This window comes from Zunongwangia sp. L-65, from assembly GCF_056859415.1.
Genome location: NZ_JBSXOK010000062.1, coordinates 1 through 15,389, shown reverse-complemented (window position 1 = coordinate 15,389; position 15,389 = coordinate 1). Strand labels below are relative to the sequence as shown.

Annotated in this window: 16 protein-coding genes; 12 read left to right on the top strand and 4 right to left on the bottom strand. The window is 34.5% G+C overall.

Features of this window, described 5'->3' with window-relative positions; genetic code table 11:
* The first annotated feature begins 39 nt into the window (after positions 1 to 39).
* Positions 40 to 876, top strand: a complete 837-nt coding sequence (locus AC13DP_RS10710) for a universal stress protein (RefSeq protein WP_483067770.1) — start codon at positions 40 to 42, stop codon at positions 874 to 876.
* On the opposite strand, the gene AC13DP_RS10705 is transcribed toward AC13DP_RS10710, so the two are convergent.
* Entirely contained in the window at positions 873 to 1,907 is a 1,035-nt protein-coding gene (locus AC13DP_RS10705; protein ID WP_483067769.1) for a flavin-containing monooxygenase, read from the bottom strand. The genes AC13DP_RS10710 and AC13DP_RS10705 overlap by 4 nt on opposite strands.
* 136 nt (positions 1,908 to 2,043) lie before the next feature.
* On the opposite strand from AC13DP_RS10705, the gene AC13DP_RS10700 reads away from it, so the two are divergent.
* The 4 genes from AC13DP_RS10700 to AC13DP_RS10685 are packed head-to-tail and all read left to right on the top strand — an operon-like array spanning position 2,044 to position 5,517.
* A complete protein-coding gene (locus AC13DP_RS10700) occupies positions 2,044 to 3,705 on the top strand; it encodes a beta-N-acetylhexosaminidase (RefSeq protein WP_483067768.1) in 1,662 nt (553 codons plus the stop codon).
* A gap of 14 nt (positions 3,706 to 3,719) precedes the next feature.
* Positions 3,720 to 4,481, top strand: coding sequence for a creatininase family protein (locus tag AC13DP_RS10695; protein WP_483067767.1), 762 nt, complete (start codon positions 3,720 to 3,722; stop codon positions 4,479 to 4,481).
* Positions 4,481 to 4,816 (top strand): CidA/LrgA family protein, encoded by a 336-nt coding sequence (locus AC13DP_RS10690; RefSeq protein WP_013073674.1) that lies wholly within the window; start codon positions 4,481 to 4,483, stop codon positions 4,814 to 4,816. The genes AC13DP_RS10695 and AC13DP_RS10690 overlap by 1 nt, the downstream gene beginning before the upstream one ends.
* Entirely contained in the window at positions 4,813 to 5,517 is a 705-nt protein-coding gene (locus tag AC13DP_RS10685; RefSeq protein WP_483067766.1) for an LrgB family protein, read from the top strand. Before AC13DP_RS10690 ends, AC13DP_RS10685 begins: the two co-directional genes overlap by 4 nt.
* Before the next feature lie 51 nt (positions 5,518 to 5,568).
* Here the strand turns inward: AC13DP_RS10685 and AC13DP_RS10680 are convergent, their stop codons facing one another.
* Positions 5,569 to 6,240: a hypothetical protein gene (locus AC13DP_RS10680; protein WP_483067765.1), complete on the bottom strand. Its 672-nt coding sequence runs from the start codon at positions 6,238 to 6,240 to the stop codon at positions 5,569 to 5,571.
* Positions 6,241 to 6,494: 254 nt separating this feature from the next.
* Between AC13DP_RS10680 and AC13DP_RS10675 the strand changes: the two genes are divergently transcribed.
* Positions 6,495 to 7,685 (top strand): GAF domain-containing sensor histidine kinase, encoded by a 1,191-nt coding sequence (locus tag AC13DP_RS10675; RefSeq protein WP_013073671.1) that lies wholly within the window; start codon positions 6,495 to 6,497, stop codon positions 7,683 to 7,685.
* Between the two features lie 3 nt (positions 7,686 to 7,688).
* Here AC13DP_RS10675 and AC13DP_RS10670 read toward each other — a convergent pair whose 3' ends face one another.
* Both AC13DP_RS10670 and otsB read right to left on the bottom strand, forming a co-directional pair.
* Positions 7,689 to 8,192, bottom strand: coding sequence for a DUF456 domain-containing protein (locus tag AC13DP_RS10670; RefSeq protein WP_013073670.1), 504 nt, complete (start codon positions 8,190 to 8,192; stop codon positions 7,689 to 7,691).
* Positions 8,193 to 8,261: 69 nt separating this feature from the next.
* Complete coding sequence (otsB, locus tag AC13DP_RS10665) at positions 8,262 to 9,050, bottom strand: trehalose-phosphatase (RefSeq protein ID WP_483067764.1); 789 nt, start codon at positions 9,048 to 9,050, stop codon at positions 8,262 to 8,264.
* Between the two features lie 329 nt (positions 9,051 to 9,379).
* Here otsB and AC13DP_RS10660 point away from each other — a divergent pair, with 329 nt between their 5' ends.
* From AC13DP_RS10660 to AC13DP_RS10635, 6 genes are all read left to right on the top strand, one after another.
* Positions 9,380 to 9,742, top strand: a complete 363-nt coding sequence (locus AC13DP_RS10660) for a BlaI/MecI/CopY family transcriptional regulator (RefSeq protein WP_013073668.1) — start codon at positions 9,380 to 9,382, stop codon at positions 9,740 to 9,742.
* Between the two features lie 2 nt (positions 9,743 to 9,744).
* Positions 9,745 to 11,187, top strand: a complete 1,443-nt coding sequence (locus tag AC13DP_RS10655) for a M56 family metallopeptidase (protein WP_483067763.1) — start codon at positions 9,745 to 9,747, stop codon at positions 11,185 to 11,187.
* Between the two features lie 59 nt (positions 11,188 to 11,246).
* On the top strand, positions 11,247 to 12,593 hold the full coding sequence (locus AC13DP_RS10650; RefSeq protein ID WP_483067762.1) for a M56 family metallopeptidase: 1,347 nt from the start codon (positions 11,247 to 11,249) through the stop codon (positions 12,591 to 12,593).
* 44 nt (positions 12,594 to 12,637) lie between these two features.
* Positions 12,638 to 13,360, top strand: coding sequence for a hypothetical protein (locus AC13DP_RS10645; RefSeq protein ID WP_483067761.1), 723 nt, complete (start codon positions 12,638 to 12,640; stop codon positions 13,358 to 13,360).
* A 3-nt stretch (positions 13,361 to 13,363) separates the two neighbouring features.
* The gene (locus AC13DP_RS10640) at positions 13,364 to 14,599 is read left to right on the top strand and encodes a tetratricopeptide repeat protein (protein WP_483067760.1); all 1,236 of its coding nucleotides are present in this window, start codon (positions 13,364 to 13,366) and stop codon (positions 14,597 to 14,599) included.
* A 69-nt stretch (positions 14,600 to 14,668) separates the two neighbouring features.
* On the top strand, positions 14,669 to 15,145 hold the full coding sequence (locus AC13DP_RS10635; protein ID WP_041579252.1) for a hypothetical protein: 477 nt from the start codon (positions 14,669 to 14,671) through the stop codon (positions 15,143 to 15,145).
* Positions 15,146 to 15,389: the final 244 nt, after the last annotated feature.

Below are 15,389 nucleotides of genomic sequence, written 5' to 3'. Positions count from 1 at the left end.
GGTGCTAATATTTGTAAATTAGATATAAAATTATTCGTTATGAGAACTGTGCTTTTACCCACTGATTTTTCTGATAATTCTTACAATGCTATTCAGTACGCATTGCAACTATTTAAAAATTCCAGAACCAAATTTATTCTGCTTAATACGCTTTATAATGCAGATTTTATTATTTATAGTAGTTTGTATGGAGTATATAAAGAGAATTCGATTAAAAATTTATCGCGGTTTCTAAAGAAAATCGAGGAAGAATCTCCCAATAAGCTCCATGAATTCGAATTAGTTTCCACCTTTAAAATGTTACATGAAGAAATTAAAGATCGTGTTGCTCAAGAGACTATAGATTTGATCATCATGGGAACCGAAGGGGCTCAGGATGGAAGCGAACTTATTTTTGGTACGAATACTGTTCATGCTATTAAAGTGGCTAAGTGCCCTTTACTCGCTATCCCTGCGGGAGCTACTTATAAAGAACCAAAAAACATCTTGTTTCCAAACGATTTGAAACTAGACTTTGCTGAGTACGATTTATGGTTATTAAAAAGTATCGTAGAGCAGTTTGAAGCAAAAGTTCATATTCTTAATGTTAGTTTTGGTAAAGATCTGGAGGAGAACCAGCAAAAATCTAAAGAAGCCCTCCAAAAATATTTTGATGATTATGGTTATATTTTTGGAAGGATAAACCGGGATAGCGTGATGGATGCTTTGCAGGAATACCAAAAAGAAAACCCTGTAGAAATGCTGGTTATGGTTAAAAACAAACATACGTTTATAGAAAAACTGCTGTTTAGCTCACTGGTACACGAGGTAGCTTACAATGTAAAAATACCATTTTTAGTGTTGCCTACAGAAAATTATAAACGTCATGAAGTTTAATTTTCTATAAAGTCAATTAAATATTTAGCATCATTTTTAATGCCTCCCAAAGTTGCAGATCCACGGGTATGTAGCCACGGGAGGCCTATAAAATAAAGACCTTTGGTATTGCTTATACCACGTTTATGTTTAGGATAACCTTCTTTGGTAAGCTCTAATCCCTCTATCCAGCTAAAATTTGGTCGGTAGCCGGTTGCCCAAATAATATTGCTAATATCTGTGAGTTCTTTTTTTTCAGTATAAATAATTTGGTCTTCTGCATCGATGGTTTTACCTACGGCTTCCACATTTCGTCTGGATAAAATTTCTTTTACATCGGTGCCAATAATAGGTTGCCTGCTTTTATTTATTTTTTTTCCGATCCATGAATCTTTACTGAAATTTAAAAATCCGGTTTTACTAAACCACCACCATAAGGTTTTACCAAGAAATTCTTGTGGAAGTATTTTTACATTGGTAGCTCCTGAAAAATAGGTTTGTTGTCCCAATGCTGAAATTTCATCTAGAATCTGGAAGCCAGAGTCACCGGCACCCACAACCAAAGTGTTTCCTTTTTGTAATTGTTCTGGATTTTTATAATAATTACTATGAATTTGTACTATGATAGGGCTTAATTTTTTATAAAACGGCGGGGTGTAGGGGATATGAAAAGGCCCGGTAGCTATAATTACATTTTTAGCCTGAATTTGTTGTTGCTTTGTTTCAATAAAGAATATAGATTTATCCTTTTTTACTGAAGTCACAAGGGTATTTAACCGAAGCGGAAATTCGAACTTTTCAGCATAGATTTTAAAGTAATTCGCAACTTCTGTTTTAGAGGGATAATGTCCCTTTTTGGCTGGAAAATCCATGCCGGGTAAATGGTTAAACTCTGTTGGCGTAAATAATTTAAGGGAATCCCAGCGGTTAAGCCATGAGGAGCCAATTTCCTCTTCTTTATCAAGAATAAGAAAATTATATCCCGCTTTTTTTAAATAATAGCCCATGGCAAGACCGGCCTGCGCCGCCCCAATAATTATAAAATCGAACATGCTTTGTTTTGCTGCAAATTTAAAATTTAGCTTATGAAAACTACTGAAGAATTGTCAAATTTTAAAATATCCTTGTGAGTTTTACAATATCAAAGTTGTAATTTTCCGAAACCTAATCTTTCTACCTCAAACCCCTATGAAAAATCACTTTTTCATAATGTTACTTTTTGTTTTGGCCTCATGTGCGAATAAAGAAGAACCAAATGAAGGCATGAAGCGTGTATTGGCTGACTTGTCCAATTCTGATAAAAATTTTGCAGTAATTCCACTTCCGGATTCTATCGTTAAGATGGAAAAAGGGAAGTTTCAAATGAATTCGAAAACAAAAATTTATACTGCTGTAGAAACAATTTCAGAGGCCTATTATCTGCTATCTTTCCTTAAAGGGCAACCAAATAATATACGATATCGTTTAGATGAAGATATGGATCATTTAAATAAGTATGGAATTTATTTAATGATAGATAGAAAAATGAAAGAGGAGGAAGGTTATAGTTTAAAGATTACTAAGGATTATATAAAAATCGTAGCCAAAAATGAAAAAGGCGTTTTTTATGGAATTCAGACGCTAAGGCAATTAATGCCAGATATTGCTGAAGAAGAAAATGCAGGTTCAGAGAATAAACTGATAACCTATGTAAAAAGAGGGATAATAGGAAACAACATGACTGTGCCGACCTGTGAGATCTATGATTCTCCCAAATTTTTATTTCGCGGTATGAAATTAGATGTTTCCAGACATTTTTTTTCTATTGATTTTATTAAGAAGTATATCGATGTGCTGGCCATGCATAAAATGAACTATTTTATTTGGCATTTATCAGATGATCAGGGGTGGCGTATAGAAATAAAAAGCTATCCTGAACTTACTGCTATTGGAGCTAGAAGAGCAGAAACAATCGAAGGTAAAAATTTTAATCCTTTTAAAGGTGATGGTAAAGAATACTTTCATTTTTATACGCAGGAGGATATTCGTGAAATAGTCGATTATGCTAAGGACAGGCATATAGAAATTATTCCTGAAATTAGTTTTCCTGGTCATGCTTCGGCGATTCTTGCAGCTTATCCCGGGTTGGGCGGCCAAAAGGAATATAATGTGAAAACAGAGTGGGGAGAGTTTGATAATTATATTTATCCTACTTCTGAATCTTTACTGTTTTTTAAATCTGTTTTTAATGAGCTAAAAGGTTTGTTTCCTTCTAAATATATACAAGTTTCGGGTCTAGGGGGGCGTTCTAAATACATAAAGGATAAGGAATTAAAAAATCTAGGCTTTCAAAAGACCAGTGATTTGGATGATTTTTTTATTAATAATTTAAAAAACTGGAGTGAAACCTCGGGTAAAAAGATGATTATTGGTGACATAGCATCGGTATCAGTTACATCAAGATCACAAGTGGTTTTAATGGCGGATATTCAGAAGGAATCAGGTAAACACAAGAATGTTATTATTTTAGATAATCAAAACTTTTTGGATTTTTCAAAATATCCTACAAAGAAAAAAGATAAGGATCAAATATCCTTTGGAGGATATTTAAATACAAAGGATGTTTATCTTTATCATAGGACATTTCAAAAACATTCTACTATTTTAGGAGCAGAGGCAACTTTAAGGTCAGACTATATTTTTTCAGAAGAATTGGCTTTTAAACATTTGTTACCAAGACTGCCTGCCTTATCAGAAGTTTTATGGTCTAATCAGGATTCTTTAAACTGGTATAGTTTTAAATCACGTTTTAATATCAATCTTAAGGGGAAGCTGGATAAAAGAAACTATGATTATTCCCCATTCTTTTAAAATAAAAGAAATCTATGAAACCCTATATCCTTGCTGAAACCAATTGGAAAAATGTAAAAGACGAACACTACGAAATAGCTATTTTACCCTGGGGAGCGACAGAGGCTCATAATTACCATTTACCCTATGCTACCGATAATATTGAAGCTCATGGCGTGGCCAAAGAAACCTGCCGTAAAGCCTGGGAGCAAGGGGCTAAAGTATTGTTGCTTCCCACTATTCCTTTTGGTGTTAATACAGGGCAAATGGACATTCCTTTTTGTATGAACTTAAATCCTTCTACGCAATATGCGATTTTAAAAGATGTAGCCCAGGTATTGCATCGAAGTGGAGTCAATAAGCTGGTTATTTTTAATTCCCACGGCGGGAATCATTTTAAACAAATGATACGCGAACTAAGTATAGAATTTCCCACTATTTTTACCTGTACATTAAATTGGTTTCAGGCTTTAGATGCTAAAGCCTATTTTGATGATCCTGGTGATCATGCAGGGGAACTAGAAACATCGGTAGTGATGCATCTGGCACCAGATCTTGTTTTGCCGTTAGAAGAAGCTGGTGATGGCAGTGCTAAAAATTATAAAATAAAGGGATTAAGAGAAGGATGGGTAAGTAGCCAGCGACAATGGACAGCAGTTACTAAAGATACCGGAGTAGGCAACCCTAAAAATGCAACAGCTAAAAAAGGTCAAAAATTTATAGAAGCGGTAACTAAAAAAATAGCAGATTTTCTTGTAGAATTGCATCATGCAGATGTCAACAATTTGTACGAATAATGCTTAAATCTTTAATCTATATTTTTTGCTTTTTATTTTTAGGGGAATTGATCCATTATTTTTTAGACGTTCCTGTTGCAGGAAATATTATTGGGATGCTTCTTATTTTTCTTGCCTTATTTTTTAAGCTTATAAAGCTTAAAGATGTAAAACCAGCCTCCGATTTTTTAGTGAAATATCTGGTTGTTTTCTTTATACCTTACGGAGTGGGCTTAATGGTTTACGCCAATCTAATTGCAGAGTACTGGATGCCGGTGACAATTGCAGTGCTATTAAGTACACTGTTATCATTATATGTGACAGGTGCGGTTTATCAAAAACTGGATAAAAAATGACAGTTTTTTTTAGCCTTCCTATATTCGGAGTTACGCTAACTCTTTTAGCTTATTTTATTTCAGGGAAACTGCAGGAGAGAATAGGTCGAATCTTTTTCAACAGGGTTTTCGTTTCGGTGGTACTGATCATTATGGTATTACTGATGTTTAATATCGATTTTGAAACCTATAATAATGGCGCAAAATACATTAGCTTTTTTTTAGGACCTTCAGTGGTGGCATTAGGTGTATTTCTATATGAGAAACTAGAAGAAGTAAAAAATGATTTAAAAGTTTTTCTTATTGCGGTTTTTGTTGGTGGTTTAATTGGTATGATTTCAGTAATCCTAATTTTAATTCTTTGTGGTACTCCAGACATTATTAGTCGCTCGTTAGCGGCTAAATCAGTCACTACACCTATTGCAATAGAGATCACTAAAATTCTTGAAGGTATTCCTGAGATTACCGCGGGAATCGTAATTATTACCGGAATCCTGGGGAATGCTTTTGGATCTATAGTGCTTAAAAGACTTGGAGTGAAAAATAAAAAAGCTATTGGTGCCGCTTTAGGCACAGCAGCTCACGGTATTGGTACGGCGAAAGCTTTTGAAATTAGTATTTCTGCAGGAACCTATAGCGGTTTGGCGATGTGTTTTAATGGTTTAATTACGGCCTTATTAGCACCGTATATTTTAAATTGGTTATTTATTTTTATCCACTAAAAAAGGTCGCCTAAAGACGACCCTTACAACTTTAAATTTATTTGATGTTAATTATTGCTTCTTCATTTTGATGGTATCCCCTTTGGTGCTGTATTGAGTGGAATCACTACCCACGTAACTGGCAGAGACTGTCCCATCTGGAGTGTTTGTATTCATTTCCTCTAAAAGATCTGCCGCTTTATTAAAAAAAGAATTTACGGCCATTTCGCCATAATTTGTTTTTTTTGCTTTTTCTAATTTGTTCCAACTTTCTTTTAATTCGTTAATATCATCAGATAATTCTGGGAAGTTTTCTTTTTGTAGATTTTCCAGTACGTTTACAACTACATGTCCTTTAGAATAAAAACTATCTGTCGTAATTGTAGTATCTGTTTCGATATTATTGTCATCCACATTAGGCACTATAGCTGTTAGGCTATCATTTGGAGTCGCTTTAAGGTTCTGTGATTTTTCTTCAACGGCTGCTGCTAACTTATTTATAGCTTCTTTGGTATGAAGGTCTTCTCCAGGTTCAAGCGTAGATCGATCTACATAAGCTAGATATTCTGCGGTTGGATTGGCTGGATAAGAGTTATCTGTATTTTCATTTTGCTCTATTTCCATATCACTTTTATTAGCTAACGGAGCCTCTTTATCAGATTCTGTATGCTTACAAGAAGACAAACTTACAACAACTGTAAGACCAATAGCAAGTGCGGATAATTTAATCACATTCTTTTTCATAATAATAGTCTTTTTGGTTTAAAGTAAAAGTATGGAACACAATCTATGATCTTAAATATTGGCGTATAAACCTTTGTTAATTATAGTCTTAGCTAATTTTAGTCGAATTAACATATACTTTTATATCGTCTAGTGTTAGGATTGCATATGCTATTTTTGATTTTAGCAAAAGCGAGCCTCTTCACTGCTGAAAAAGATTTATATTGTCTATGTGATTGAAAATACGTAATTTACTTTGACTTTCAACCACATGTATGATAGAACCCAACGATTCTTCTGAAGCCGAGTTTAAAAGAATTCTCGAAGTTTCTCAACTAGATCTGGATTACCAGAACCTACAGGAAATGTTTAAAAATTTAACGGAACTAGCTTCTGGTATCACAGGAGCAGAACTTTCTTTAGTGAATATTTTAGATTCTTACTGGCAGTGGTCCATTGCTGCGAACGGAATGGATCCCACAGTTATGCGTAGAGAATTATCGGTTTGTCAATTTACCATCGGAGAGAAAGAGTCTTTGGAAGTCAAAAATTTTAGAGATAATGATAAGTTTAATGTACCCCTGGATGACAAGTATGGATATTATTTTGGAGTACCGTTAAGAACTTCTGAAGGGAATGCGATTGGAGCGCTTTGTATTATTGATGAGGTTGGGCATACATTAAATAAAGATCAGCAACAGTCTTTAAAACTCATAGGCGCTGAAATTGTTGAAAAACTGGAAGGAATTAAAAAAATGGCCGAAGTAAATCGCCGTTTTCATGACATGCATGCCGCACAGCGAGAGTTAGGATATGATCTTAGAGGACCGGTAAGTGGAGTTTTAGGATTAAGTAAACTTGCCGAAGATGAGGATGAAGTTGCCGTCTTAAAGCAGTATCTTCATCTCTCTGGGCAAAGTAGTACAGAACTTCTGGATATTATTAGTGGCATTTTAGAGAAAAACAATAGTGACTTTCTGGAATTTGCAAAAGCAAGTATTACGATAACCGAACTAAAGAATAAGTTACTGGCTTTGTATAGTAGTTTGGCAATATCTAAAAATGTATCACTAAGCATAGATTTATTGCCTGGAAATCATAAACAAAAATTTTCACGGCAAAAAATTACCCAAATTTCCGGTAATCTTATCTCTAATGCGATTATCTATGCCAGTAAAGTTTCAGAAATTAAAGTAGTGATTGGATTAAAAAATAGCGGAACCTCAGATATGGCAAAGCTTAGTGTAGAGATTGAGGATGGATCGACTTTTCTGCAGCCAGAAGCTATTGCCGATATAATGGATTCATCAATGCAGGCTAAAGAAGGTTTGGTTGGTGAAGATCATTATGGACTGGGGTTAAAACTGGTTAGACATTTGGTACTGGAAATGGGCGGGCAAATGGAAATAACTTCAGAAGAAAGTAAAGGAACGACATTTAGGGTAGCTATCCCCAGATATATTTAAGGATTAATAGCTAAAAATGAAATCTCTATAGCTCCATCCTTTGTAAATAAAAAGAATAAAGAAAATTAGTGCTACCATAAATTCCATAAAGGTAGAAGCCAAAAACCCTATAAAACTACCATAAGCTGCCCGTAGAGCAGTTTTAGAATCAGATTTATTTACAATTTCACCAATGAATGCACCCACAAAAGGACCAATTAAAATCGCGAAAGGAATTGGGGTGAAAATACCAACAATTAAACCTATGGTGGTGCCAATCATTCCTGCTTTACTACCGCCGTATTTTTTGGTTCCCATGGCAGGAATCATAATTTGCAGTACGTAGATTGCGATAGCAACAATCAGTGTAATTCCTAAAAACCAGTAATCAATGCTGATGCCTGGGATAATGTAAAAAAATAACAATCCCAGCCAACTAATGGGTACGCCTGGCAAAACCGGTAATACGCTGCCAATAATACCAACGACTAAACAAATAACTGACAGACTTATAAGAAGGATCGTCATGATTAAAAATTATGAATAAAATTGTTCAATTTTAGTATAGTTCAAAGGTTTTTAGAATATTACCTATTCTTATAATAGCGCACTTAAAAATTGTTTTACTTCTTCGATGTTTTCAATACGATAATCGGCGTAAGAATCATTGCCATGTTCCCCCACAAGGATTCCAATGCCATTTTCCATTTCCCTAAAAGCATCCTCATCTGTCGTATCATCTCCCAGATAAATGGAAAATGGATTTTTATGTGTACTTAATTCTTTGCGAAGAAAATTAACTGCTTTGCCTTTATGCCAATCGATATTCGGTTTTATTTCGACCACTTTTTTACCATCGCCTTTATGCAAGTCTGGATAATTTTCGACCACATTTTCTATGAGATTGTGAAATTCTGAAATCTTTTCTTCCGCTACTTGTCGATAATGGATCGCCAGTGTGAACTTTTTCCGCTCAAAGCGAACACCGTCTATCTTGTTTAATTCCTGCCGGAGTTTTTGCTCGATTTGGGTAAAAACCGGGAGCATTTTTTTAGCCTCTTCATTATCTTTCTCAAAATTATTAGGCCCGGCAATTTCAAATCCGTGGCTACCGGCATAGTAAATATCAGAGAGTCCAACTTTATCACGCACGTCACTTAATCCGCGACCACTAACCACGGCAATAGCGTATTTGTTAGAAAGTTGCTTCACAATTTCTCTGGTTTCATCATCCATCCCTGCATCCTCATGATTCTCTACAATTGGCGCCAGGGTGCCATCAAAGTCTAGAAAAATAAGCGGTTTGTTTTTGCTGAATTTTAATTGGATTTCTTCCAGGTTTTTTATCGCCGAATCTAATTGCTTCGGGTCTTGCAAAGTTTTCATATCAGGTATTTGTAGATCTAATAATTTGTAATTTCAAGATAGTGCTTTTACAAGCTATTTATGTTAGTTTTCTATTAAAGTTGAATGAAAATAAAATTTACAGAAGGCTTTGTTTGGTTTTAAGGAGAAGGGTGAAATGTTAAAGTTTGAATTTTTCAACTAATAGATTAGTTTAAACTAATCTATTAGTTTATATTAGCAGTATCAATCAATAATATAGTTTCAATCAAAACAGGTGCAGTGTGGTCTTTTTACAACAATTTTATTTCTTAAAAGGCATAGTATTTAAGGATCGATGATTAAGTGAGATTCTATTAATAACATAAAGAATGAAGCAGTTAACAAAAGCAGAAGAAGAAATTATGCAAATTCTCTGGCAATTAAAAGAGGCCAATGTTGCCACAATAATCGAGGAGATGCCAGAGCCGAAACCGGCTTACAATACCGTTTCAACCATTGTAAGAATTTTGGAAAACAAAGAATTTGTAGATCATCGTAAAAAGGGGAAAGGATACATCTATTTTCCTGTTGTAGCGAAAGATACCTATAGCGACCAGAGTATGACCAAGCTTATCAATAACTATTTTAATGGGTCTTTTAAAAGCATGGTTTCCTTTTTTATGAAAAAGAACGAAATGGATACTAAGGATCTAGAAGCCATTTTAAAAGAAATCAATAAAGACGATAAATAATCATGTGGCGGTATATTATTCAGATTATAGTTTTTCAACTGGTATTTTTACTGGTGTACGAATCTTTTCTAAAAAAAGAAACTTTTTTTACGGCGAACCGTTGGTATCTCTTGCTAACACCTGTACTATCATTAATATTGCCATTTGCAAGTTTTACTGCATTATCTGAAGTTGTACCTGCATCTGCCATCACGGCAATTAATAATACGATTAAATTGCCCGAGGTGTTTATAGGAGGTAATCAGCCGCAAGTTCAACAATTACCTACAGTACATATTAAAGCTGAAAAGACAGGGGCAGTAAATTGGTGGTTGGTGGCCTATGCTTTGGGTAGTTTTATGAGCTTGTTGTTATTCTTAAAAAGATGGCGAGTTATAGGGAAGTTATTTCAGTTTAAAGCTGAAGATAAAAAAGACTTTAAAATTGTTGAAATTCCCAATTCCAGAATGGCATTTACATTTTTAAAAACTGTATTTCTGGGTAGCGACATTTCAGCAAAAGAACGCGAACATATCTTGGCGCATGAGCTTATTCATGTATCGCAAAAACATAGCCTGGATCTATTGTTTTTCGAGATCTTAAAAGTGCTGTTTTGGTTTAATCCTTTAGTTTATCTTTTTCAGAATAGAATAGCCGCACTTCACGAATTTATAGCCGATGAAGCAGTCGTAAAAAAAACCTCTAAAAAGCATTATTTCAATCAGTTGCTTAACAGCGCTTTTGATACTCAAAATCTCTCATTCACCAATCAATTTTTTAATCAATCATTAATCAAAAAACGAATAGTTATGTTACAAAAAAGCAAATCAAAAACCATCGCAAAATTCAAGTTTTTACTTGTACTTCCTTTGCTCGCTATGATGTTGATTTACGTATCCTGTTCAGATGAACGTGATGTAAGCTCAGATGATCCAACAGGAGATATCGATAATCTTATTTCAAAAATTCAAAATAAGGATAATCTTTCTGAAGATGAAAAGATCGAACTAGTAAAGGTGTTACAAGCAGTCGAAGAAAAAATGGAAGGGACTAGTTTCAAAGAGGAAAATAAAGTATATGAAGTTAGAGGGTGGGCAGATACCAACGATGTTCCATTCGCGGTTATCGAAGAAGTTCCTGTTTTTCCCGGTTGTGAATATTTAAAATCTAATCAAGAACGTAAGGAATGTATGTCTCAAAAAATAGCAGAGTTTGTTGCAAAAGAATTTGATACAAAAATAGGGAAGGATCTTTTGGAAGAAGGAGATTTGGTTAGAGTAATCGTTCAGTTTAAAATTGATGAAACTGGAAATATTCGTGATATTAGAGCCAGAGCTCCCGTGCCAGAATTAGAAGAAGAGGCCAAAAGAGTGGTGAATTCCCTTCCACAGATGACTCCTGGTAAACAAAGAGGAAAAGCTGTAGGTGTTGTATATTCATTACCAATAAGTTTTACGAACGGTTAATTATTAATTAAAATAATGGACTGCCCATTTTCGGGCAGTTTTCATTTAAAAATTAAAAGATGTTGCAGTATTGTATTCAGGTGATCGTGTTCCAGTTTTTATTTTGGCTGGTGTACGAGATTAGTTTAAAACGAACTACTTTTTTTTCCTATAATCGCTGGTATTTGCTGCTTTCTTTTAGTTTGTCGCTTATTTTACCTTTACTGAAATTCGATCTTTTTTATGATGTGGTTTCTCCAGAAAGGCTAAGCGCTTTTAGGGCGCAAAAGATTTTAGATATTACCGCACCTGAAATAAAATCAGAAGCCAGCCGAAATTCGATAATTTCGAAGCAAATTTTTATAGACTGGTGGGAGGTAACTTATGTGATTGGAGTTGTGATAAGCGCAATCTTTTTAAGCCTGAAATTGTTTAAATTGAAGTCACTTTTTACACAAAATCTTAAAAGTACTGAAGGTCAATTTAGAATTATAGAGTTACCGCAAACGAAAACTGCTTTTACCTTTTTTAAAACCATTTTTTTAGGAAGCGAACTTTCAGCATTAGAGCGAGATCAGATCCTGGTACACGAAAAAGTACACGCCAAGCAATTACATAGCTTAGATTTATTGATTTTTGAGGTTTTTAAGGTTGTTTTTTGGTTTAACCCGATGGTGTTCGTGTATCAATCTAAAATTGTGATGATCCACGAGTATCTTGCCGACACCGAGTCGGTAAAAAAGACTTCGAAATCTAACTATTTTCAGTATTTACTCAATGCTAGTTTTGATAGTGAAGATCTTATATTTTCGAGTCAGTTTTTAAATAATTCATCATTAAAAAAACGCATCAAAATGATACAGAAAAAACAAAGCCGATCTTTGGCTAAACTTCAATATTTATTTGCCATTCCGTTAACTTTTGCCATGTTGATTTTTGTGGCCAATGTATCGGCGAATACGATTCAAAATAAAGTTTCTGAAGCAAGCGCTACTCCCGTACAAAACACAGCTAATGTTGAAATAATTGCTGAAAATAACGAAAATCAGCCCATAGATTTTCCTTTTGCGGTAGTCGATCAAATTCCGCTTTTTAAAGGCTGTGCAGAGCTATCTGAAACAGAGCAAAAAACCTGTACTTCAGAAAAAATAAGCAATTTTGTTTATAAAGAGATCAAAAAAAATCTAAGTGAAAGACTGAAAAATAGGGGAATGCAACGAATTGTAGTTCAGTTTAGGATATCAGCTTCAGGAAAGATAGAAAAAGCAAGGGCCAGAGCGATTTTGGCGGGCAATAACCGTGAAGCTATAGAAACCGCCGCGGTTAAAGCCGTAGAAGCGCTTCCGCAATTAATCCCGGGAGAACACAATTCTGAAAAAGTAAATGTGATTTACTCGCTGCCGATTATTTTAAATGGAGAAATGTAATGAGAGGCTTACTTCTTGTCGTACTGATTCTTTGTTTAAAAACTATGTCGGCGCAAACGAAACAAGTTGATATTAGAAATAATTACGAGAAAATCTTTGGTGTTGAAATGCTGGAATTTGGAGACCAGAAATTTCCAAAACCTACGCTTAAAAAGCTAGAGGAATCAGATCCTTTATACGAACTTACCGAGGCAAACAAAGTGATTTTATTGAATCTTTTTACCGATTATTCAGGTTTTCGTGAGTTTTCTCAGCTAAAAGGAATAGAAGATAGTGTTTCACTTCACAATGAATTTTACCGTTTTTTAAATGCAGATGCCCAGTTTGGTGATTTAATGGATAAAATTTCTGAGAAAATAAATAATGGAAAATTTATAGATACAGTTACTATAGATCAATTAACCGATGTGGCTTCAAAGTATTTTTATATCAAGGGAATAGACGAACAAGACCGATATGAAGGAAAAGTTTGTGGTGGTTTAAATGGTAATTCAGCGAACCCATCAATTAAACATCCTTTTATCGAAGCTTTTTCGGTAGCTGCTATATTAGAGAATTTTCAGAAGGGAAATAATCTTTATGACCAATTTGTAAGAGGGATGAAAAACTTAAATAAAATTCAGTTTTCAGAAAACCAGGAACAGCGTCTTTTGGAAGCACGGGGAGCGATGTATTTATTCATGTTTAATAATCAGGAATTTCGAGATACTCTTATTTCAGAATATGAAAAGCGAAAGCAGGTGCTTCCGTTTTATCTAAAAGTATAATTTATGCGTTTAAATATTACTGTTTTTTTTGTTTTTGTAAGTCTTTCGATTTACGCACAGTCCAATACAAAAATTGCCGATAGTTTATATGCCGTAGGCAAGTATGAGGAAGCGGTTTTGTTAATGGAAAAAGAAGATACTTCTTCAGTAAAAATTTTAAAAGATCTGGCTAAATATTACAAAGCGAATAGTGAAGAGAAAAAAGCGTTAAAGACCTATAGGAAAATCCTTGATTTGGATTCGAACCGAGTAATTACGGCTTTAAATTATGGGGAAACACTTTTAAGTCTAAATCAATTAAAGGAGGCTGATAGTTTATATAAAAAAATAAGCCTTCGTTTTCCTGAGAATGCGCAATTCTATTATTCCAGAGGTTTGGCAAACGAGCGATTGGGGAATGATAGCATTGCTTTAGACTTATATAAAAAAACTCATAAATATGACCAGTATCACCAAAATGCCTTATATAAACTATCCAAAGAAAGTCTTAGGAATAAGGATTATCAGCAGGCATTAGCTTATACAGCAATGGGGCTGGCAAAAAACGAAAATAATGTATCATTACTTTCAATAACGGCGCAAACCTACTCGGCAATGGCCGTCTTTTACGAGGCTATTCCGCATTACGAGAAGATCATTAAATTAGGGCAGGGTAGCGAATTTATTCATACTAAATTGGCATACGCCTATTATAAAGATGGTAATTTTGATCAGGCCATTGAAAATTATAAAGAAGCCTTATTATATGAGCCGGGAAACTCTTCTACGCACTTTTTACTAGGAAAAATGTATGCATTAATGAAAGATTTTCAGAATTCCGAACAACATTTATTAATGGCTATCAAAATCAAAGATCAGCCTATGGATGCCGAGTATTTTTCCCTGGCCCTAACTTATAAGTACCTAGAAGCGTATAAAAAAGCATTCGATTGGTTTCAAAAAACCTTAAAGGAAAATCCAGATCATACCCGAGCGCTTTATGAGCGTGCGGTCGCGGCCGATAATTATTTTAAAGATGTGGATACCCGAATAAATTATTATCAGGCCTTTTGGGATAAATATTACGGAGAAGATTCCAACTATTTAGCTAAAGACATGCTATATCTTACTAAAAACAGAATCAGCGATTTAAAAGAAAAAAAGCATATGGCAAAAGATAAACTGGATAAAGCGAATTCAAAAGATTCTTTAGCAGAAGTTGAAAATGATTCTACAAACCTGGCAAACCAGAAAAAATAGTATAAAATTCATCTAATCTTGGGGTTAAGCGCAATTTGATTATTTTTGAAGTTACAAGCCGAAGATTTGATGAAAAGAAGAGTACTTCCAGTTTTAGCATTATTAATTATTTCCTGCAATTTTGAGACGAAAAAAATCTCTTCAGAAGAAGTTTTAGAGCAGGAATCAAAGTCTCTAAATTGGAAAGAAGTCGATGAATATCCGGCTTTTGAAGAATGCCAGCAGGAAACTGAACTGACTGCCGCCAGAAATTGTTTTGAAACAGCCGTGGCCAACAATATTTATGCTTATTTAGAAAAGCAACAGCCGGTAGTTAGTAAAAGTATTGACGATACGATTTATATTTACCTTGAAATCACCAAAAAAGGAAAACCAGAAATCGATTCTATTTCAGCCATAGATAGCACAGTGACCAATCAATTACCAAAAATAGAAAACTGGCTAAGGGAAAGTATCGATTCGTTACCTAAAATTTATCCAGCCAGTAAAAGAGGAATTCCGGTTTCTACAGCTTTTAAAATGCCGATAGTAATTAAAGCGGAGTAATTTTAGTTCGCAATTACAGTAGAAAGTTGGCAGTGTTGAAGGTTAAATTTTAAAGTTGAAATCTGTAAATTTTTTTGAAATAAAGCATACGATTCACATTTGGTTTTTTAATTTCACTACTCACTACTCACTACTCACTACTCACTACTCACTACTCACTACTCACTACTCACTACTCACTACTCACTACTCACTACTCACTACTCACTACTCACTACTCACTACTCACTACTCACTACTCACT